The organism is Roseomonas sp. WA12 (genome assembly GCF_054165765.1).
In genome coordinates this window covers 323,443-340,692 of sequence record NZ_CM135108.1, presented here as the reverse complement: position 1 = coordinate 340,692, position 17,250 = coordinate 323,443, and the positions used below count along the sequence as shown (strand labels likewise).

The window sequence follows — 17,250 nt, the reverse complement described above, 5'->3', positions numbered from 1 at the left end:
GAGGTGCCGCGATCCGGCCCCATTCGGGCGTTGCTTGGAACAGTGCGGCGGCGGGCCCAACTGCCCCCTGCCCTTTTCGAGGAATTCGGTATGCCCAGGGACGGCTTAGGCGACGATGTGGTGCGGGACCTGCTGCTGCGGACCCGGCAGATCGCAGTGGTGGGGGCCTCGGACAAGCCGAGCCGGCCCTCCTTCGGCGTGTTCGGTTTCCTGCTGGACCGCGGCTACACCGCGATCCCCGTGAATCCCGCGCTGGATGGCCGCAGCGTGCACGGGATGCAGGCGGTGCCCTCGCTAGAGGAGGCCTCGCCGCTCGACATGGTGGATGTATTCCGCCGAAGCGAAGAGGCCGGCGCGGTGGTGGACGAGGCGATCCGGCTGGGTGCGAAGTCGGTCTGGCTGCAGCTTGGCGTCTGGGACGATCAGGCAGCAGAACGGGCGCGGGCGGCGGGGGTGACGATTGTGATGGACCGCTGCCCCGCGATCGAGTGGGGGCGGCTGGGCCTGCCTTCCCGTGTCCCCGCGGGTCCGGCCTAAGATTAACATCTTGAAAGGTTCGGGGCTGCGGGCCATCTCGCGGCCGTCGTGGGCATTCGTCCACAACGAGGAGTTTCGAGGGATATGACCGAGGAAGAGCGCCGCATCATTTCCGGCTATGTGGAGCGCGTCTCTGGCGCCGCATCACGGCCGGCCGCGACCTCCAACGGGCCCTGGGGTGCGCGCAGCGTGCCCAACACCCAGGCTGCGCCCAGCCTGCCCCCCGTGGATCCCGAGGCAGACCGGCTGATCGCCGACCTGTTCTCGCGCTACCCGGAGGCGCGCTACCGCATCACTCAGACGGCCTTCGTGCAGGAGGCCGCGCTGGTGCAGGCGCAGAACCGCATCCAGGAGCTGGAGTGGCAGCTGGAGAACACCCAGAACCAGGCGCAGGCGAACCAACAGCAGCAGGGCGGCGGTGGCCTGTTCGGCGGGCTGTTTGGTGGCGGCCGCGGGGGGAACCGGCCCATGCCGATGACGCCGCGCCCCCAGCCGATCCAGCCGCCCGAGGGCGCGATGAACCCGGCCATGATGCAGCAGGGGCGCGGCGGTTCGGGCTTTCTCGGCACAGCGCTGACCACGGCGGCGGGCGTTGCCGGCGGCATGGTGCTGGGCAACATGATGATGGGGATGTTCTCGGGCGGTGGCGCGCATGCGGCCAGCGCGGCCTCGGGTGTGTCCGACGCGACGGGCGGCGGGGCCTTCGGGGAGCAGGCGGTGAACACGCCCGCCTCCTCGCCCTGGACCGATCCGGGCGCGGCGGGGAACGACGCTTCGCCGGTGGCGGACCAGGGCGGCTGGGGCGGCAATGACGCAGCCGGCTACGACAATGCCGGCGGTGGCTTTGACGACGCGGCCGGCTTTGACGATGCCGGCGGCTTCGACGAGGATATCTGATCACTCATCGATCCGCCGGGTGATCCTGGCGGGTTCTCATTGACCTCGTCGGGGGCGCAGGTTCAGCCTGCGCCCCCGATGCGTGTTCCGGACCTCGACCTCGATCTTCTCCGCTGCTTCGTGCAGGTGGCGGAGCGCGGCGGCTTCACGGCGGCGGCGCCCGCGCTGGGGCTGACGCAATCGGCGATCTCGCTGAAGATCCGCCGGCTGGAGGAGCTTCTGGGCAAGCGCGTGCTGGAGCGGACCAGCCGCAGCGTGGCGCTGACGCCGCAGGGCGAGACGCTGCTGGCCTATGCAAGGCGGATGCTGGCCCTGAACGAGGAGGCGGTGAGCCGGCTGGTGGCGCCGCCCGTTTCCGGGCGGCTGCGGCTGGGTGTGGCGGACCACTTCGTGCCGCGGAACCTGGCGCCACTGCTGGCGCGCTTCTCCCGGTCCCATCCCGGCATCCGGCTGGAGGTGGAGGTCGGGCGTTCCCATGAGTTGCGGCGGAAGATGGAGGCGGGGTCGCTCGACCTCGTGCTCGGCAAGCGGCGGGACGGGGAGAGCGAGGGCAGTCTTCTGTGGACGGAGCCGGTGATCTGGGCGGCGGCACCGGGCTGGATGGCGCCGGAGGGGCGGCCGCTGCCGCTGGCCATGCTGCCACCGGGCTGCATGTTCCGCGACCGGGCAATGGCGTCCCTGGCGCGGGCGGGGCTGGGGTTCGAGATCGTCTACACCTCGGCCAGCCTGCTTGGCGTTGCGGCGGCGGCGCAGGCGGGGTTGGGCGCGACGGTGATCGGGGCCTCGGGCCTGCCGGAAGGGCTGGTTCCCCTGCCCGGCCTGCCGCCCCTGGGCGTGGCTGACATGGCGGTGTTCGGCGATCTTGGGGCGCTGGCGCAATTGGCAGGGCCGTTGGTGGAGGCGATCCGCGAGACGGTTTCGCGGGCCGCGCTGGCCGCCTGAGGGGTGCACCTGGTGGCAGGGAGGGCCGTTCTGCTCCCCTGGGCGCGCCGCCCGCTTCGTAAGTGCAGACAGGCCCAGGTGCCGCCGCGGCCCGCGGTTCAGTCCTCACCGAGCCGGATGAGAAGCTTGCCGAAATTGCCCCCCCTCGAGCAGGCCGATGAACGCCTCGGGCGCCTTGTCCAATCCGGACACGACATCCTCCCGCCAGCGCAGCCGGCCATCAGCCACCCTGGGCGCTGCCTCGCGCAGGAAGTCGGCCTCCTGCGCCTCGGCGAACTCTGTCTGGATGAAGCCGCGGAGCGTCATGCTGCGATAGAGCAGCTCGTGCATGGCGCCGGGCAGACGGTCCAGCCGGTCGCTAGGCTGCGGGCCGGTAATTGTACTGGGAGATCAGCCCGCAGAGCGGAATGCGGGCGTGGTGGTTGAGCAGGGGAAGGATCGCATCCCAGGCATGGCCGCCGACATTCTCTAAATAGACATCGATGCCGTTCGGGCAGGCCCGGGCCAGCGCCGCCGCGAAATCGGGTGCCCGTGGTCAACGACGGCATCGAAGCCAAGATCGTCTCGGACATGGGCGAGCTTAGCGGCGCCGGTGGTGATCCCCACGGCGCGCGCGCCCCGGATCCGCGCGATCTGCCCGACGGCCGAGCCCACGGCGCCGCTGGCGGCGGCGACCACCACCGTTTTGCCCGGCCGGGGCTGGCCGATGTTGCGCAGGCCGGCATTGGCCGTGAAGCCCGGCATGCCAAGGACGTCCAGTGCCGTGGAAGGAGACGCGATCGGCGGGTCGATCCGGCGCAGGCCCGTTCCGTCCGGCAGCCCGAAGTGCTGCCAGCCGGAATGGGAGAGCAGGATGTCGCCTTCCTTGCCGTCCGGATGGCGGGACTGGCGCACGCGGGCGATGGTTGCGCCGACGAGGACCTCGCCGAGGCCGATGCGCACTCTTGCTTGGTAGGAACTCGGGCGGGGGCGGTGTCCGACCGAGGCCCAGGCGGGCGATTGACCGCCCGGCGCGACGGGGCGCAGTTTGCGGCCGATGCAGAACGCCGACGCCCCCTCCCCCGACCGCGACTGGCGGATCATCGGGCTGATCGGCACCGGGCATTTCCTCTCGCATTTCTACATGCTGTGCTTGGCGCCGCTGTTCCCGATCTGGCGGGAGGAGTTTGGCGTGTCCTACGCGGTGCTGGGCCTCTCGGTTGCGCTGATGAGTGCGGTGACGGCGCTGCTGCAAACGCCCGTGGGCTTCCTGGTGGACCGCTATGGGGCGCGGCCCTTCCTGGTAGGGGGCACGCTGATCATGGCGCTCTCCATCTCCGCCATGGCGCTGGCTCCGAACTATTGGGTGATCCTGGCGCTGGCGGTGCTGTCGGGCATCGGGAACTCGGTGATCCATCCGGCGGATTACGCGATCCTCGGCAGCAGCATCGGCGAGAAACGGATGGGCCGGGCCTTCGCTATGCACACTTTTACAGGCAATCTCGGCTTCGCCATCGCGCCGCTCGCGATCGGGCTGATGACGCAGACGCTGGGCGTGGGCTGGCGGCCTACGTTGCTCGCTTTGGGGCTGCTCGGCGTGCCCGTGGTGGCGGCCATCGTGCTGCAGTCGCGTATCCTGCAAGACCAGGCGCGGCCGAAAAAGGGTTCGGCGCCGGTGGGGCGGGAGGTTCTGCTGTCCCGCACGATGCTGATGTTCTTCGCCTTCTTCCTGCTGTCCTCCATGGCGGGCGTTGGCATCCAGTCCTTCCTCATCGCGACGCTCGACCGGCTGTGGGGCACGCCGCTCGCCGTCGCCTCCCTCGCCCTCACTGGCTATGTCGTGGGCGCGACGGGCGGGGTGCTGATCGGCGGCTGGTATGCGGACCGGCACACGCGCCATTTCACCTTTGTCACGGGGCTGACGGCGCTCTCGGTGGCGCTGTTCCTGGCGATAGGGCTGCTGCCGCTGCCGGAGGTGGCGCTGCCCGTGGTGGCGCTGGTGGCGGGCGGGGCGCTCGGCGCCTCCCGCACCCCGCGAGACGTGATGGTGAAGAACGCCGCGCCCCCGGGGCAAATGGGCAAGGTGTTCGGCTTCATCTCCTCCGGCCTGCCGCTGGGCGGGGCGATCACGCCCGTGCCTTTCGGGATGATGCTGGACCGCGGCATGGCCTGGATGGTGCTGCCGACCGTGGCCCTGCTGCTGGTGCTCTCGCTACTCTGCGCTGGCACCGCGCGGGGCGGGGCGCTGCGCGCCGCGCGCCAGGCCGCGCCGACCCCGCTGCCCGCCGAGTAGGGCGGGGCGACGCGGTGGCCGCGCCGCTCGACCTGGCGTTGGAAGCGCTTGGCTGGATCGGCACGGCCGCCTTCGCGACAGCGGGCGCCCTGGCGGCAGCGCGCAAGCGGATGGACCCCGTTGGCTTCCTGCTGGTGGCAGGGGCGACGGCCTTCGGCGGCGGGACCCTGCGCGACCTTCTGCTGGGGCTGCCGGTCGCGTGGCTCGGGCGGCCCGAGCTCGCCGTGCTGGCCGCCTCCTTTGCGCTGCTGGTGTTCTTCGTCGCGCCGCGGGTGGAGCGGCGGGTGGCGCTGCTGCTCTGGGCCGATGCGGCGGGGATGGCGGTGTTCGCCGTGCTGGGGGCGGAGGCGGCGGCCCGTGCGGGGGCGGCACCCTGGGTTTCGGTGCTGATGGGGGTGATGACGGCAAGCTTCGGCGGGCTGATCCGCGACGTCATCTGCGGGGAGATTCCGCTGATCCTTCGGCGGGAGATTTACGCGACCGCCGCGGCCGCCGGGGCCGGTGTGTTCCTGGCGCTGCACGGGCTGGGTGCGGAGCGGGCTGTCGCGGTCGGGGCCGGGGTGCTGCTGGCCTTCCTGTTCAGGGCGGCAGCGTTGGGAGGTGGGTGGTCCCTGCCGGCCTATGGCGGACAGGCGGCGAGCGGGGCTGCGGATCCGGAGCCCGAGGCGGACCGGAAGGGAGAGGCCGCGCGCAACAACCCTCCCCGGCCTTAACGCTGGTTCGGCGGAGGACGGGCATCCGCCCGGCAGCAGAAGCTTCCAACCGCATCGGCGGGCCGAGGATTTCTTCTCCAAATCGCTCGCGTGCTCGGAAGGCAGATTGCAGTGCCTAGGTCAGACTGGCTTCCACCCGCCCCTGTTCAGGAGAGGTGGCGACCAGACGCGCTGCTTCGGGCGGCAGGGAAAGCTGCCATTCCGCCCGCAACAAGCCGTAGAGCACGACATCCTCCCGCCGCCCCGCCTGGAAAAAGGCGGAGCGCAGCACCCCCTCCCGCGTGAAGCCGAGCCTGTCGTAGAGGCGGGTGGCTGCAGCGTTGGCGTGGAGAACAGAAAGCGCCACGCGCTGCAGGTCCAGCCCAGCAAAGGCGTAGTCGAGCAGCAGCGAGGCGGCCGCGAAGCCCAGCCCCGCGCCACGATCGGCCCTGTCCCCGATGGAGAGGCCGAGCATGGCGCTGCGCTGCACCCAGTCGATGGAGTGGAGCTGCGCCAGACCCTTGAGCGCCTGGTCATGGCGAATGCCGAAGACGACACGGTTGCGCAGGTTGCCCTCGGCGAGGCCGCGCACCCAGGCGGCGGTCGTCTCCTTCGCCACCGGGCCGCGGAAACCCATGGTGAGGTCACGCAGGCCGGGCTCGTTCTGCCAAGCATGAAGGCGGACGACATCCCCAGCCCCGAGCGGGGTCAGCGCGATGGCAGGCCAGTCCAGCGCAATCTCAGTCATTCCCGCGCTCGCAGACCAGGAAGATGCTGGCGCAGAGCTCGGGATATCTCATCCCCAGCCCATAGCAGGCCTCAACATAGGCTTCCGAGATGATGCCGGCCTTCAGCGCCGCGTCGAACTGGAAGTTGGCGAGCGCCTTGAAAATCAGCCCGCCGCGATGGAGCGTCCGCAGGCTTGCGCTACGGGCGACATGCTCCAGCGTGTCGAAGGAGAAGGTGTTGCGGTGGCCGTTGTTCCGCTCCGCCTCCGTGACGGCGGCGTTGTGCGTGATCAGGCCCATTCCGACCGCGATCTGGCGCGATGGGGCCTGTGCGTTGGGCACCAGCACGAAGAGGCGTCCGCCCGGCGCGAGCCAGCGCCGAATCCGCGCCATGACGCCCACCGGGTCGTCCAGATGCTCGAGCGTGTTGATCAGGAAGATGGCGTCGAACACCTCGTCGGTCTCCAGCTCTTCGAAGGTGGAGAGGATGAAGCGGGTCCGGCCTCCCAGCCCGGCGCGCGTGGCTTCCAAAAGGCTCGGCGCGGCCTCGACGACGGTCAGATCCTCGTAGCGGGCGGCCAGCAGCTCCGTGGATTCGCCGAGATAGCAGCCGAGCTCCAGCGCGCGGCCGGAGGGCAGGAAGGGTTCGAAGGCCTGCATCATGTAGTGCCGCAGGATCGCGTCGAAATCGTAGTTGTAGCGACGTTCGCCGAACTGGCCGGCCTCGCGGTCGAAGTCCCGTGCAGGGCTGGTCGTCATGTTCATCCCTGGTCCTCTCTGTAGAGACGCGCCTCGCGCGGGCGGTAGAACTCGTCGTAGGAGGTCGGCACCATCGCGTTGTAGCCGAGGAGCTGGCGCATCCTGGGCGACAGGCGGCGTCCGTACTCGGCGCCGAGGAATCGCGGATAATCCATCTGCTGCTTGATGAAGGCGCGGCTGAAGCTGAGGGTCAGTGCCGCGCGCGCATGGCCCGAGCGGTTCTCGCCAGCGGCGTGCCAAAGGTTGCTGTCGAACAGCACGATGCTTCCCGCAGGGCCGATCAGGCGTTCCGCCTGTTCACGGAACAGCGCCCCAGGTGGCGGTTTCGGCGCGTGGTGGGAGCCGGAGAGCACATAGGTCGCGCCATTATCCAGCGTGAACGGATCCAGCATTACCAGCATGTTCAGCATCATCCGGAACTCTCCGGCATGGGTGCGCACGTCGCGATGGATGCGATGGACATAGCTGGCGGTGCCGGGGCTGACGCAAACCGGGTTGAAGGCGTGCAGGATGAAGGCTTGGCCTCCGAATTGGCGCGCCACCTCCTCCTGAAGCGGGCAGTGCTCCAGGAAGGCATCGAGAGCGGGGTACTGGCCGAGCGCGTGATGCGCCGTGCCGTCCGGCGCGGCTGCTGCCCCGGAAGCGACCTGACGCCGGCCGCAATCCTCGATGCTGTCGAGCGCCGCCTGGCGTATCGGGGCAAGTTGCTCCGGCGGCACCACCCTCTCGAACAGGACCCAACCGCGGGTCCGCATCAACTCCCCGGACTCTGCACGCTCACTCATCGCCATCGCTCCGCAGCTGCACGAGCAGGGCGGGGCCGGCCCGGAAGGTGGCGGCGATGCGGCGGCCCTCTCGCGCCACGAAGCCATCCGCGGCCTTTTGCGGGCCCTTGCCGAAGGCCCATTCGTAGTCATCGAAGATGATCCATCCGCCGGGCCGGACATGGGGCGTCCAGAGAGCAACGTCGCTCTCCACCTCCTCGCGCGCGTGGTTGCCGTCGATGTGCAGGACAGCGATGGCGCCCGCATATCGGGTGCTGCCGAAGGCGGCGCTGCTCACCTCCAGCCCCGGCATGTAGAGGCGCGCGGCATGGGTGGAGCGGGCGCGGAGGTAATTCAGGCGCCCATCGGCGAGGGGCGAGAGGTTGATCTCGAAGATCCGGAGCGCCTCCTCCGTGTCGAGCCGGATGCTGGCGCTGTCGAGCAGGGCGTTGCCCTGCTGCATGGCCGCGTCCTCCCACGGATCAATGCAGAGCACGGGGCCGATGCCGTAGCGACGCGCCAGCAGGACGAGCAGGGCTGCCGAGCGGCCCCACCAGGACCCGATCTCGACGATGTCGCCCCCCGGGGTGCGGCGCATGACCTCCATCAGCGCGACCATCTTCTCCTCCCCACACATGCCGGGGATGGTGCCGATCAGGCGGACGAGGCCGGTACGCTCCAGTGGTGTGAGCGCCGGGCGGGCCGGGCCGGTTGGCGAGAGGAGGGGCAGCGCCGCGACGCGCTGCCGCAGCGCGCGATAGGCGCGGTCCTCGTCATCCGGGGAACGGCAGGCCTGCAGCACGGTGCCGGGCGCGATCGCCTGCAGCCGTTCGGCGAGATGACGGTGCACGACGAAGTGCGGGGTGTAGACCGAGCCGATGCCGTGCCGGCGGATCAGCCCCGCCAGCGCGATGTCGAAGCCAGGATCGGTGACGAAGGGGAGGTGTTCCCAATCCGCGTAGGATTGGCGGGCGGGATCGTCCCCGACGGAAGAGGCACCAACCACCGTGCCGCCGCACGCCTCGGCGCGTTCACGAAAGGCGAGTGCCTCCGGCATTCCCGCCGGAAAGACGAGGGTGCGATCGGGCTCGGGCGTCATCGGGCGGCCTACATCTTGTGGCGGCCGCAGTGTCGCGCAGGACGTCTAAAGGGCGGTTAACGACGGGCACGCGCCCGCGGCCGAGTGTTGGCCTCTGTGGGAAACCAGCTTCCCGGATCCCGGAGCGTAATCTGAGCGGTCGTCCCGCGCCGGTGAGTTAACAAGCCTCTCAAACCCCGGACTCAGACCGCTGCGATGCCCTCACTGATGAGAGCCGCCGCAGGCCAGAGTTCGTTTGCCGCGCTCGCGCACCTGTCTCGCAGCCCCGCGGCGAACCGCAAGTCCCACATCCCGCGGCAGCCAGGCAAAAAAAAGATGAGGGAGGGTCCGGGAGGGAGAATTCCTTCTCCCTCCCGGGAGCGACCACGGGCCGCTCTCAGTTCCCGGCCTTTGACGGCTCGGGCAGCGGCACCACCGGCCCGGGCGCGCCGGCCCCGACGATGGCACGCGCGCCGAGGGCCTGGCGCAGCGCCTTCGGGTCCAGTTCGCCTTCCCAGCGGGAGATGGCGAGACAGGCGACGCCGTTGCCGACGAGGTTGGTGAGGGCGCGCACCTCGCTCATGAACTTGTCGATGCCGATGAGCACGGCCAACGCCGCGATGGGAATGTCGGGGATCACGGAGAGGGTGGCGGCCAGGGTGATGAAGCCGGCGCCGGTGACACCGGACGCGCCCTTGGAGGTGAGCATGGCGACCAGAAGGATGGTCAGCTCCTGGCCCAGCGTCAGGTCCGTGTTCGTGGCATAGGCCAGGAACATGGTGGACAGCGTCATGTAGATGTTCGTGCCGTCCAGGTTGAAGGAGTAGCCCAGCGGCACGGTGATGCCGACGACCTTCGGGGAGGCGCCAAGGGCTTCCATCTTGCGCATGATCTGCGCCAGCACGCTCTCACTGGAGGAGGTGCCGAGGACGATCAGCAGCTCCTCGCGGATGTAGGCAATGAAGCGGAAGATGGAGAAGCCGCAGAACCGCGCGATGCTGCCCAGGACCACGATCACGAAGAACAGCGCGGTGAGGTAGAAGGTGGCCACCAGCTCGCCGAGGCGCAGCAGGGAGCCGAAGCCATAGGCGCCGATGGTGAAGGCCATGGCGCCGAAGGCGCCGACGGGGGCGGCTTTCACCACGATCGAGACGACGCCGAAGAACACGGCGCCAGCGGCGTCCACGGCGTGGGAGATCGGCTCGCGCAGGCGGTCGGGCAGGGCGTTGATGGCGAAGCCGGTGAGGACGGCGAGCAGCAGCACCTGCAGCAGGTCGCCATTGGCGAAGGCGCCGACGAAGCTGTCGGGGATGATGGCCATGAGATGCGCGGCCACGCTGTCATTCGCCGCGCGCTGGGCGAAGCCCTGGATGGCGGCGGCGTTCATCTGGCTGGCGTCGATGTTGAAGCCCGAGCCGGTCTTGAAGATCTTGGCGACGGCGAGGCCGATGACGAGGGCGAAGGTGGACACCACCTCGAAATAGAAAAGCGCCTTAATGCCCACGCGGCCGACGCTGCGCGCATCCCGCACCGAGGCAATTCCGTGGACGATTGTGAAGAACACAACCGGCGCGATGACCATGCGGATGAGCTTGACGAAGCCGTCCCCGAGCGGCCGCATGGCCTCACCCGTGTGGGGCCAGATCACGCCAACGGCGATGCCGAGGACAATGGCGATGAGAACCTGCACGTAGAGCAGGGAGAGGGCGCGTCTGATCATGGCGGGCTTCCGTGCGTGGGAAGGCCGCAAGCAAGGCCCGCCCGTTATCGGGCGCCCTTATGACAGATGACTTATACAGGACAATGAAGCTGTGGGGCTAACCGCCCCGCGCGCAAGTCATGGCTTCACGCGCACATGTACTGGCGATGAACTCCACTTAATGTAACCAGGCCGGTACTTGGCTCAGGTATCTCCATCGGCCGCGCCGTAACGTTGGCCGTTTAGGAAAGGCTGCGCCTGCGGCTTGGCCAGAAGGGTGCCGCTGAAAACAGATGGAACCTGAATGGTCGCGGGCGGCTGGAATAGCCTCCTCCCTGGTCCCACCGCAGCGACCAGACTGCTTGTATCCGCAGCTTGGGATCCGGCACGGTCCAGCAGCGCCAAAGGCATCTATCAGGATCAATCACATCGGCTGGGCCGAGGGCCCATAGTCGATCATGCAATGGGCCAGACCGGGACCGCGGTTGTCCCCGTCAGCAGGGGCGGATCGAGTTGCAGGATGATGCGGGACGAACGGGCATCGTCGAGGGCCAAGTGCCGGGATTCACCTGAATTTGTTTCCGGCAACCTGGCCCTGATGCTCCATGGCGCAGACAGGCGTCAGACCGGCCCGATGCCCAGCATCTCGGCGTAGCGAGGCGTGGATTTCAGGCCCGTACCGGTGAGCACCACCACCACCCGTTCCCCCGGGCGCAGGCTGCCATCGGCGGCCAGCTTGCCGAGGGCCGCGACGGCCTGAGCACAGGTCGGCTCGACATAGATGCCCTGGCGCGCGAGGCCGAGCGACGCAGCTGCGATCTCCGCCTCGTCCAGCAGCACGCCGCCCCCCCCGCTGCGGCGCAGGGCGCCGAGCACCTCGGCCGGGCGGATGGGCTGGGCGATGGCGGTGCCCTCGGCGATGGTCGGGCGCGGCGGCTCGGGCGGAAGGCCCAGGGCTTCGCGCGCAAGGGGACCGCAATTGGCGGGCTGGGCGGCGTAGAGGCGCGGCAAGCGAGAGATGGCGCCGGCGCGGAGCAACTCGCCGAAGCCGATGTCGCAGCCCAGCACGTTGGACCCGGCGCCGCAGGGGATCACCACTGCATCGGGCGCCTGGTAACCGAGGTCCTCCCACAATTCATAGGCCAGCGTCTTGGTGCCCTGCAGGAAGAAAGGGTGCCAGTTATGGCTTGCGTAAAAGAAGCCGGAGCTGGGGTCGTTGCCCTGGCGCAGGGCTTCGTCCGCGCAGTCCTGGCGGGAGCCGGGCGTGAGCTGGATCTCGGCGCCCGCTGCGCGGGACTGCACGGTCTTGGCGGGGGAGGTGCTGTCCGGCACCAGGATGCGGGCACGCATGCCGCCGGCCGCCGCATAGGTGGCGATGGCGGCGCCGCCATTGCCGGAGGAATCCTCCAGCACCGCGGTGATGCCCTGGTCCCGCAGCAGCGAGAGCATCACCGAGGCGCCGCGGTCCTTGAAGGAACCAGTGGGCATCAGCCACTCGCATTTCAGAAGCGCGTCCACGCCCTCCAGCCTTCGGGACAGCAGGGGCGTGCGGCCCTCCCCCATGGCGATGGCCTGGCGCGGCCGGAAGGGCAGCGCGGCGGCGTAGCGCCACAGGCCGAGGGCCGTGGGATCAATCGCCTCGCGGGTGATGCCGGGCAGGTCGGTCAGTAGCAGCGGCTGGCCCTCGTCACCGCACCAGCGCGGCGTGTTGAGCGACCAGGTCCGGCCGCTGCGCGGGTCGAGATAGGCGGTCACGGTCTGTCCTCGTGGCTTGGGGCCGGATGGCTGGGCGGCGCGCAACCTGTCTTGCCGCCGCGCAGCCCGCAAGGGATACCCCACCCATGACAGACCGCACTGATGCCGAGGCCGTCGCCGCCCTCGCCGCCGACCTCATCCGCATCGACAGCCGCTCCTTCGTCTCCAACCTGCCGGTGGCCGAGCGGGTGGAGGCAGAGCTGGCGGGCTTCGAGATCGAGCGGCTGGACTTCACCGATGCGAATGGCGTGGCCAAGCGCGCCATCGTTGCGCATCGCGGCGGGCCGGGTGGGCTGGCACTATCGGGCCATATGGACACGGTGCCGGATACGGGTTGGCAGGAGGATCCCTTCTCAGCGCGCGTCGATGCGGACGGCATGATGCATGGCCTGGGCAGCGCGGACATGAAGGGGCCGGTCGCGGCCTGCATCGTGGCGGCGCGCGGGCTGCCGGCGGATGTCCCGGTGACGCTGCTGATCACCACGGACGAGGAGACGACCAAGGCAGGCGCCGCGCTGATCGCCGAGAGCTCGGCACTCGCGCGCCGCGCGGCACTGCGCGGAATCATCGTCGCCGAGCCGACGCGGCTCGCGCCCATTCGCGGGCATCGTGGCACCATCAATTTCGAAGCAGTGGCGCAGGGCAGCCAGGCGCATTCCTCCACGGGCATCGGGGTGAACGCCAATCTCGCGCTCATCCCCTTCCTATCCGAGATGCGCGCGCTGCACGCGCGGCTGCGCGAGGAGCCAGACTTCCAGGATGCCGGCTACGAGCCGCCTTTCCCCGACCTGAACATCGTGATCGACAACCACGGCACCGCGATCAACGTCACCGTTGCGCGCGCCACGGCGCGGATGAAGTTCCGCTACTCCCGCGCGCTGGATCCGGCGCCGGTGGTCCGCGCGATCGAGGAGGCGGCCGCGCGCGCGGGGCTGACGCTCAACTACGTTATCGACGGCTCGCCGCCCGAGCTGCCGCCGGAGCATCCTCTGGTGCGCGCCGCCGAGGCTGTGACGGGTCAAGCCGCACGTACAGTTCCCTTCGGCACGGATGCGACGCGGCTGAACGCCATGGCACCCTGCGTGGTGCTCGGCCCCGGCGATATCGGCGTGGCGCATTCGCCGAACGAATTCGTGCCGCTGACCGAACTGGCGGCCGCGGTACCGCTGTTCCGTCGTCTGCTGAGTGCCTCATCCGCGGGCTGATCGACGTTCGATTCCCTTGTAGGCGAGGTCCCCTCCCTCGCCTCACCGCGCGCAATTAACTTATGTAAATCAGCAACAAAGACGGACAGAGACTGAGCATTTCAATCTGAATTCTTGGGGGTCCAGGCCAACCCGTACGCGTCGCCCCGCGTTGAGCTGTTCCGGTGAGTGAAAACACCAGAGCACGAGGGGATGCCAGTGATGGCGGAACTGCAAAAGATGATGGTCGACCAGCTAAAGGACGCGTTCAGCGCCGAGAAGCAGGTTATCCAAGCGATGCGCCGCGCGACGCGCAAGGCGTCCGAGCCGCAGCTGAAGCAGGGCCTTGAGGCGCATATTGCGCAGAGCGAGGAACAGCGTGGGCGCGTCGAGCAGGCGCTCGAGAAGCTTGGCGCGAAGCCCGGCCGCAAGGTGTGCGAGGCCATGCGCGGCCTGGTCGAAGAAGCGCAGCACGAGCTCGAGGAGTACGAGAAGGGCCCGGTGCTCGACCTCGTCATCGTCGCGAGCCAGCAGCGCATGGAGCACTACGAGATCGCCGCCTACGGCACGATGGTCGAGCTGTCCAAGGCGCTCGGCCAGACGGAAGTCGTCAACCTGCTGGCGCAGACGCTGGGCGAGGAGAAGGCGCAGGACGAGCTGCTGACCGAGGTCACTCGCTCCGCGATCCTGCCCGCTGCCCTGAGCGAGGAGCAGGAGGACGCCTGACGCGTCTCCGCCCGCCTGACTGAAACCGAAGAAGAGGACATCCGATGCAGCAGAGTGCCCAAGACCTTTACGTGACCGGCCTGGTCAATGCCCATGCGCTGGAGGCGCAGGCGATCCAGTTGCTCTCCCGCCAGGTTGAGCGGCTGGAGAACTATCCGGAGATGGAGCAGGCTCTGCGCCGGCACATCACCGAGAGCGAGCAGCAGCGCGACCGGCTGGACCAGATCCTCGCCTCGCTCGGCACCTCGAGCTCGACCGCTAAGGACCTCGTCACGGGCCTCATGGGCAATATGGCAGCGCTTGCCCATGCGCCGATGCAGGACGAAGTGTTGAAGAACAGCCTGGCGAACTTCGCCTTCGAGCACTTCGAGATCGCCTCCTACAAGTCCTTGCTCGTCCTCGCTGAGCTTGCTGGCGACAACCAGGGGCCGCTGGCGCTGCGCCAGTCGCTCCAGGAGGAAGAGCGCATGGCGCAGTGGTGCGCCGACAATCTCGAGCCGACCGTGCGGGCCTATGCGACCCGTACCATCCAGGGAACGACCGCCGGTATCTGACCCCCCCGTCCGTGGCGCCCGATCTGACGTGCTGATCCGGGTGCCACGGCCGCGCGTGTCGTTCCCTCCTTCCCCCCCACGGAGTGACCCGTCATGACATCCAACCTTTTCGACCGGCGCATGCTCGGCCTCGTCCTCGCCGGTGCAGGGCTTGCCGGCTGCGCTGCGACCGCCGAGCCGAACCAGCCCCCCGGCCAGCTCGCCGCCAATGCGGGTCCGATGACGTTGCGCGCCACCGCGCTGCAGGGCGGTGCCTTCCTGATGCAGACCGCCCAGCTTGGCGCCAGTAAGGCGCAGCGGCCGGAGCTGCGCCGCTTCGCGCCCTTCGAGGTGAGCGAGCAGCAGGGCATCATGCAGGCCATGACCCTTCTGGGTGAGGGCATGACGCCGCCCCCGCCGCCGCCGGAGAAGGCCGCCATGCTGCGCCAGCTGCAGTCGGCCTCGGGCGCCGAATTCGACCGCATGTTCGTGATGGCGCAGACCCAGGGCCATCAGGAGGCGCTGAACGTCTACACCGCCATCTCGCAGAGCAGCGCCGCCCCGGCCGCCGACCGCGCCATTGCCCTTCTGGCAATCGACCGCATCCGCGAGCACCTGGCCTTCCTGCAGGCGATCAACTCGCGCGCCTGACCAATGAGGCGGAGCATGACCGGTCCCTTCCCGGTTGTGCTCCGCTACTCTTCCGCGAGGAGCCAACGCCCGCGCGAACTTCTGTGCCACGCTGCGGTGTCCCGACTTGCCGCATGTTGATGCCCTCTGGCGCATCCGGCGCCATTCATCCGCCTCGCCGGCCACAGCCGAGAGCGGGATGAACTGCGAAGAAACACCCTTTGAAATGGCTCTCCGGCGCGCGAGGGAGAGTGATGTCCGGCTCGCGCGGCAGCGCGCGCTGGTCGAGCGGATGGAGGCGATGCAGTTGAAGCATCTCCTGCCCGAAGCACGCCGATTGCTTGAAATGATGGAGAGCAACCAGCGGCTGTTCAGCCAGCAACTGCGGGCGATATTCGACCGGACCCGCTAGCCGCGCTCAACGCTTCCTGTCTCTCAGTGATTTTCTCCAGGCTGCCAGAGCGGGTCCTGCCCCATGTTCAGGCTGCGCGAGAGCACGAAGAGGTGGTCCGACAGCCGGTTGAGGTAGCGGATGGCATCGCTGTTCACCTTCTCGGCCGCGGCGAGCGCCACGACCGCCCGTTCGGCACGGCGCGAGAGGGCGCGGGCAAGATGGGCATGTGCGGCGGCGGGCGTGCCGCCGGGCAGCACGAAGGAGCGCAGCGGGGGTAGTTCGGCATTCATGCTGGCGAGCTCACGTTCCAGCCGCAAGCACTGTTCAGGCGAGACCCGCAGCCCGCCCCCTTCGCCCGGCACACTAAGATCGGCGCCGAGATCGAACAGGTCGTTCTGAATGCGGGCGAGCATCGCGTCCTCCTCCTGAGCGGTGTGCAGGCGAAGAAGGCCAATGGCGGTGTTCGCCTCGTCCACGGCGCCGAGCGCCTCGATCCGTGCAGCGTCCTTCGGCACGCGCGTACCATCGCCCAGCGAGGTTTGCCCGGAATCGCCCCCGCGCGTGGTGATCACGTCCAGCTTGACCATGGGTTCTCCTTTGCGGCGCGCGGGCCAGCCTGGATGACTAGTTCAGGTTGAACACGACACGGTAGTCCCGGCTGCCCCAGACGGGCACGCCGTCCCGCAGGGCCGGAACGAAGCGGCAGCGGCGGATGCCGCGCTGGGCCGCCTCGTCGAGGGCGAAGGAGCCGCTGGGCTCGACCAGCCGCGCCTCCACCACCCGTCCGTCATCCGAAATCCGCAGCCGGAACACGACCGCGCCGGTGATGCCACGCCTTCGCTCGTCCGGCGGATAGCCGATCACGTCTTGGCAGCCGGGCTGCGGGGCGCCGACCGCGCGGCTCTCGCCGGGCGCGCCGGTGGCCCCGGCCCCGAGCCGGATGGCGCCGGGGGCAATCGGCACCTCGACGGAGCGCATTGGCGCACCGGCCGTCGCGGGTGAGGCCGGTGGAGTTGATGCGGGGGCAGACGCTGCCGGGGCAGCCGGTGAGGGCGGAGCCGGACGCGGTGGCGGAGCGGGGGCTGGTGGGAGCGGCAGAGGCAATGGCTCCGCGGGCCGGGGCGGGGCGGGTTGCGCCGGCTGTGGCGCTGGCGGCGAGGGAACGGGGGGCGCAGGAGCCGGCGCGGAAGATGGCGGGGCCTCGGGAGTCGCTGGCGACGCTGGGGCGGGTGAAGCGGCAGCCTCGGCGGGCGCTGGCTCGGGCGCTGCTGGGCCGGCGGCGGGCGGCGCGGCCGTTGGCGGCAGTTCGGAGAGCGGGGGCGGCGGGGGTTCGGCCGGGGCGGAGGCGGCAGGTTCGGGTGCGGGCGGTGGGGCGGTGAGCTGGGGCGAGAGCGTCTCCGCCCCCTCCCCCGCGCCCACCAGTCCTTCCCAGACAAGCGGCGTGCCTTCGAGGACGAGCGGCTCGGACAGGTCCCGTGGCCCGAGATCGAGCAGGATGGCGGCCATCAAGGCCACATGCAGCAGCGCTGCAACCCACCAGGCCCAACGACGCGCCCGGGCGCGCCGGGCCCGCGGGCGCCAGGCCGGGGCGGCAACCGGGGCGAAGGGCCAAGCCGTGCCGGTCACCTCGCGATCGACGGCGCCGCTCACCGCCCGCCGC

The 17,250-nt window shown here is 69.4% G+C and carries 20 protein-coding genes; 10 read left to right on the top strand and 10 right to left on the bottom strand.

Features of this window, described 5'->3' with window-relative positions; all coding sequences use genetic code 11:
* The first annotated feature begins 90 nt into the window (after positions 1-90).
* The 3 genes from ACVBD7_RS01590 (at position 91) to ACVBD7_RS01580 (ending at position 2,376) form a co-directional block, all read left to right on the top strand.
* Positions 91-537, top strand: coding sequence for a CoA-binding protein (locus tag ACVBD7_RS01590; protein WP_458095774.1), 447 nt, complete (start codon positions 91-93; stop codon positions 535-537).
* An 84-nt stretch (positions 538-621) separates the two neighbouring features.
* On the top strand, positions 622-1,434 hold the full coding sequence (locus ACVBD7_RS01585; protein WP_458095773.1) for a DUF2076 domain-containing protein: 813 nt from the start codon (positions 622-624) through the stop codon (positions 1,432-1,434).
* A 78-nt stretch (positions 1,435-1,512) separates the two neighbouring features.
* Positions 1,513-2,376 carry a LysR family transcriptional regulator gene (locus ACVBD7_RS01580; RefSeq protein WP_458095772.1) on the top strand — a complete coding sequence of 288 codons (864 nt, stop codon included), beginning with the start codon at positions 1,513-1,515 and terminating at the stop codon, positions 2,374-2,376.
* Positions 2,377-2,481: 105 nt separating this feature from the next.
* Here the strand turns inward: ACVBD7_RS01580 and ACVBD7_RS01575 are convergent, their stop codons facing one another.
* Positions 2,482-2,706 (bottom strand): hypothetical protein, encoded by a 225-nt coding sequence (locus tag ACVBD7_RS01575; RefSeq protein WP_458095771.1) that lies wholly within the window; start codon positions 2,704-2,706, stop codon positions 2,482-2,484.
* Positions 2,707-2,844: 138 nt separating this feature from the next.
* Positions 2,845-3,318 (bottom strand): hypothetical protein, encoded by a 474-nt coding sequence (locus ACVBD7_RS01570; RefSeq protein WP_458095770.1) that lies wholly within the window; start codon positions 3,316-3,318, stop codon positions 2,845-2,847.
* Positions 3,319-3,412: 94 nt separating this feature from the next.
* Between ACVBD7_RS01570 and ACVBD7_RS01565 the strand changes: the two genes are divergently transcribed.
* Together ACVBD7_RS01565 and ACVBD7_RS01560 are read left to right on the top strand one after the other, a co-directional pair.
* Positions 3,413-4,648, top strand: coding sequence for an MFS transporter (locus ACVBD7_RS01565; RefSeq protein WP_458095769.1), 1,236 nt, complete (start codon positions 3,413-3,415; stop codon positions 4,646-4,648).
* Between the two features lie 14 nt (positions 4,649-4,662).
* Positions 4,663-5,361 (top strand): trimeric intracellular cation channel family protein, encoded by a 699-nt coding sequence (locus ACVBD7_RS01560; RefSeq protein ID WP_458095768.1) that lies wholly within the window; start codon positions 4,663-4,665, stop codon positions 5,359-5,361.
* Between the two features lie 115 nt (positions 5,362-5,476).
* On the opposite strand, the gene ACVBD7_RS01555 is transcribed toward ACVBD7_RS01560, so the two are convergent.
* The 6 genes from ACVBD7_RS01555 to ACVBD7_RS01530 all read right to left on the bottom strand — a co-directional run bounded on the left by ACVBD7_RS01555 (position 5,477) and on the right by ACVBD7_RS01530 (position 12,123).
* Complete coding sequence (locus ACVBD7_RS01555) at positions 5,477-6,088, bottom strand: GNAT family N-acetyltransferase (RefSeq protein ID WP_458095767.1); 612 nt, start codon at positions 6,086-6,088, stop codon at positions 5,477-5,479.
* Complete coding sequence (locus tag ACVBD7_RS01550; protein WP_458095766.1) at positions 6,081-6,833, bottom strand: class I SAM-dependent methyltransferase; 753 nt, start codon at positions 6,831-6,833, stop codon at positions 6,081-6,083. The genes ACVBD7_RS01555 and ACVBD7_RS01550 overlap by 8 nt, the downstream gene beginning before the upstream one ends.
* Positions 6,830-7,612 carry a phytanoyl-CoA dioxygenase family protein gene (locus tag ACVBD7_RS01545; RefSeq protein WP_458095765.1) on the bottom strand — a complete coding sequence of 261 codons (783 nt, stop codon included), beginning with the start codon at positions 7,610-7,612 and terminating at the stop codon, positions 6,830-6,832. The genes ACVBD7_RS01550 and ACVBD7_RS01545 overlap by 4 nt, the downstream gene beginning before the upstream one ends.
* A complete protein-coding gene (locus ACVBD7_RS01540; RefSeq protein ID WP_458095764.1) occupies positions 7,605-8,690 on the bottom strand; it encodes a class I SAM-dependent methyltransferase in 1,086 nt (361 codons plus the stop codon). Before ACVBD7_RS01540 ends, ACVBD7_RS01545 begins: the two co-directional genes overlap by 8 nt.
* A gap of 376 nt (positions 8,691-9,066) precedes the next feature.
* Positions 9,067-10,389: a C4-dicarboxylate transporter DctA gene (gene dctA, locus ACVBD7_RS01535; RefSeq protein ID WP_458095763.1), complete on the bottom strand. Its 1,323-nt coding sequence runs from the start codon at positions 10,387-10,389 to the stop codon at positions 9,067-9,069.
* A 600-nt stretch (positions 10,390-10,989) separates the two neighbouring features.
* Positions 10,990-12,123, bottom strand: a complete 1,134-nt coding sequence (locus ACVBD7_RS01530; RefSeq protein ID WP_458095762.1) for a threonine synthase — start codon at positions 12,121-12,123, stop codon at positions 10,990-10,992.
* 86 nt (positions 12,124-12,209) lie between these two features.
* On the opposite strand from ACVBD7_RS01530, the gene ACVBD7_RS01525 reads away from it, so the two are divergent.
* The 5 genes from ACVBD7_RS01525 (at position 12,210) to ACVBD7_RS01505 (ending at position 15,608) form a co-directional block, all read left to right on the top strand.
* Complete coding sequence (locus ACVBD7_RS01525; RefSeq protein WP_458095761.1) at positions 12,210-13,328, top strand: M20/M25/M40 family metallo-hydrolase; 1,119 nt, start codon at positions 12,210-12,212, stop codon at positions 13,326-13,328.
* Between the two features lie 201 nt (positions 13,329-13,529).
* Complete coding sequence (locus ACVBD7_RS01520) at positions 13,530-14,033, top strand: YciE/YciF ferroxidase family protein (protein ID WP_458095760.1); 504 nt, start codon at positions 13,530-13,532, stop codon at positions 14,031-14,033.
* A gap of 44 nt (positions 14,034-14,077) precedes the next feature.
* Complete coding sequence (locus tag ACVBD7_RS01515) at positions 14,078-14,587, top strand: ferritin-like domain-containing protein (protein WP_458095759.1); 510 nt, start codon at positions 14,078-14,080, stop codon at positions 14,585-14,587.
* A gap of 93 nt (positions 14,588-14,680) precedes the next feature.
* Positions 14,681-15,217 carry a DUF4142 domain-containing protein gene (locus tag ACVBD7_RS01510; RefSeq protein ID WP_458095758.1) on the top strand — a complete coding sequence of 179 codons (537 nt, stop codon included), beginning with the start codon at positions 14,681-14,683 and terminating at the stop codon, positions 15,215-15,217.
* Positions 15,218-15,323: 106 nt separating this feature from the next.
* Positions 15,324-15,608: a hypothetical protein gene (locus tag ACVBD7_RS01505; RefSeq protein WP_458095757.1), complete on the top strand. Its 285-nt coding sequence runs from the start codon at positions 15,324-15,326 to the stop codon at positions 15,606-15,608.
* Between the two features lie 23 nt (positions 15,609-15,631).
* Here ACVBD7_RS01505 and ACVBD7_RS01500 read toward each other — a convergent pair whose 3' ends face one another.
* Positions 15,632-16,177 (bottom strand): cob(I)yrinic acid a,c-diamide adenosyltransferase, encoded by a 546-nt coding sequence (locus ACVBD7_RS01500; RefSeq protein ID WP_458095756.1) that lies wholly within the window; start codon positions 16,175-16,177, stop codon positions 15,632-15,634.
* Positions 16,178-16,214: 37 nt separating this feature from the next.
* Complete coding sequence (locus tag ACVBD7_RS01495) at positions 16,215-17,240, bottom strand: energy transducer TonB (protein WP_458095755.1); 1,026 nt, start codon at positions 17,238-17,240, stop codon at positions 16,215-16,217.
* Positions 17,241-17,250 lie beyond the last annotated feature (10 nt).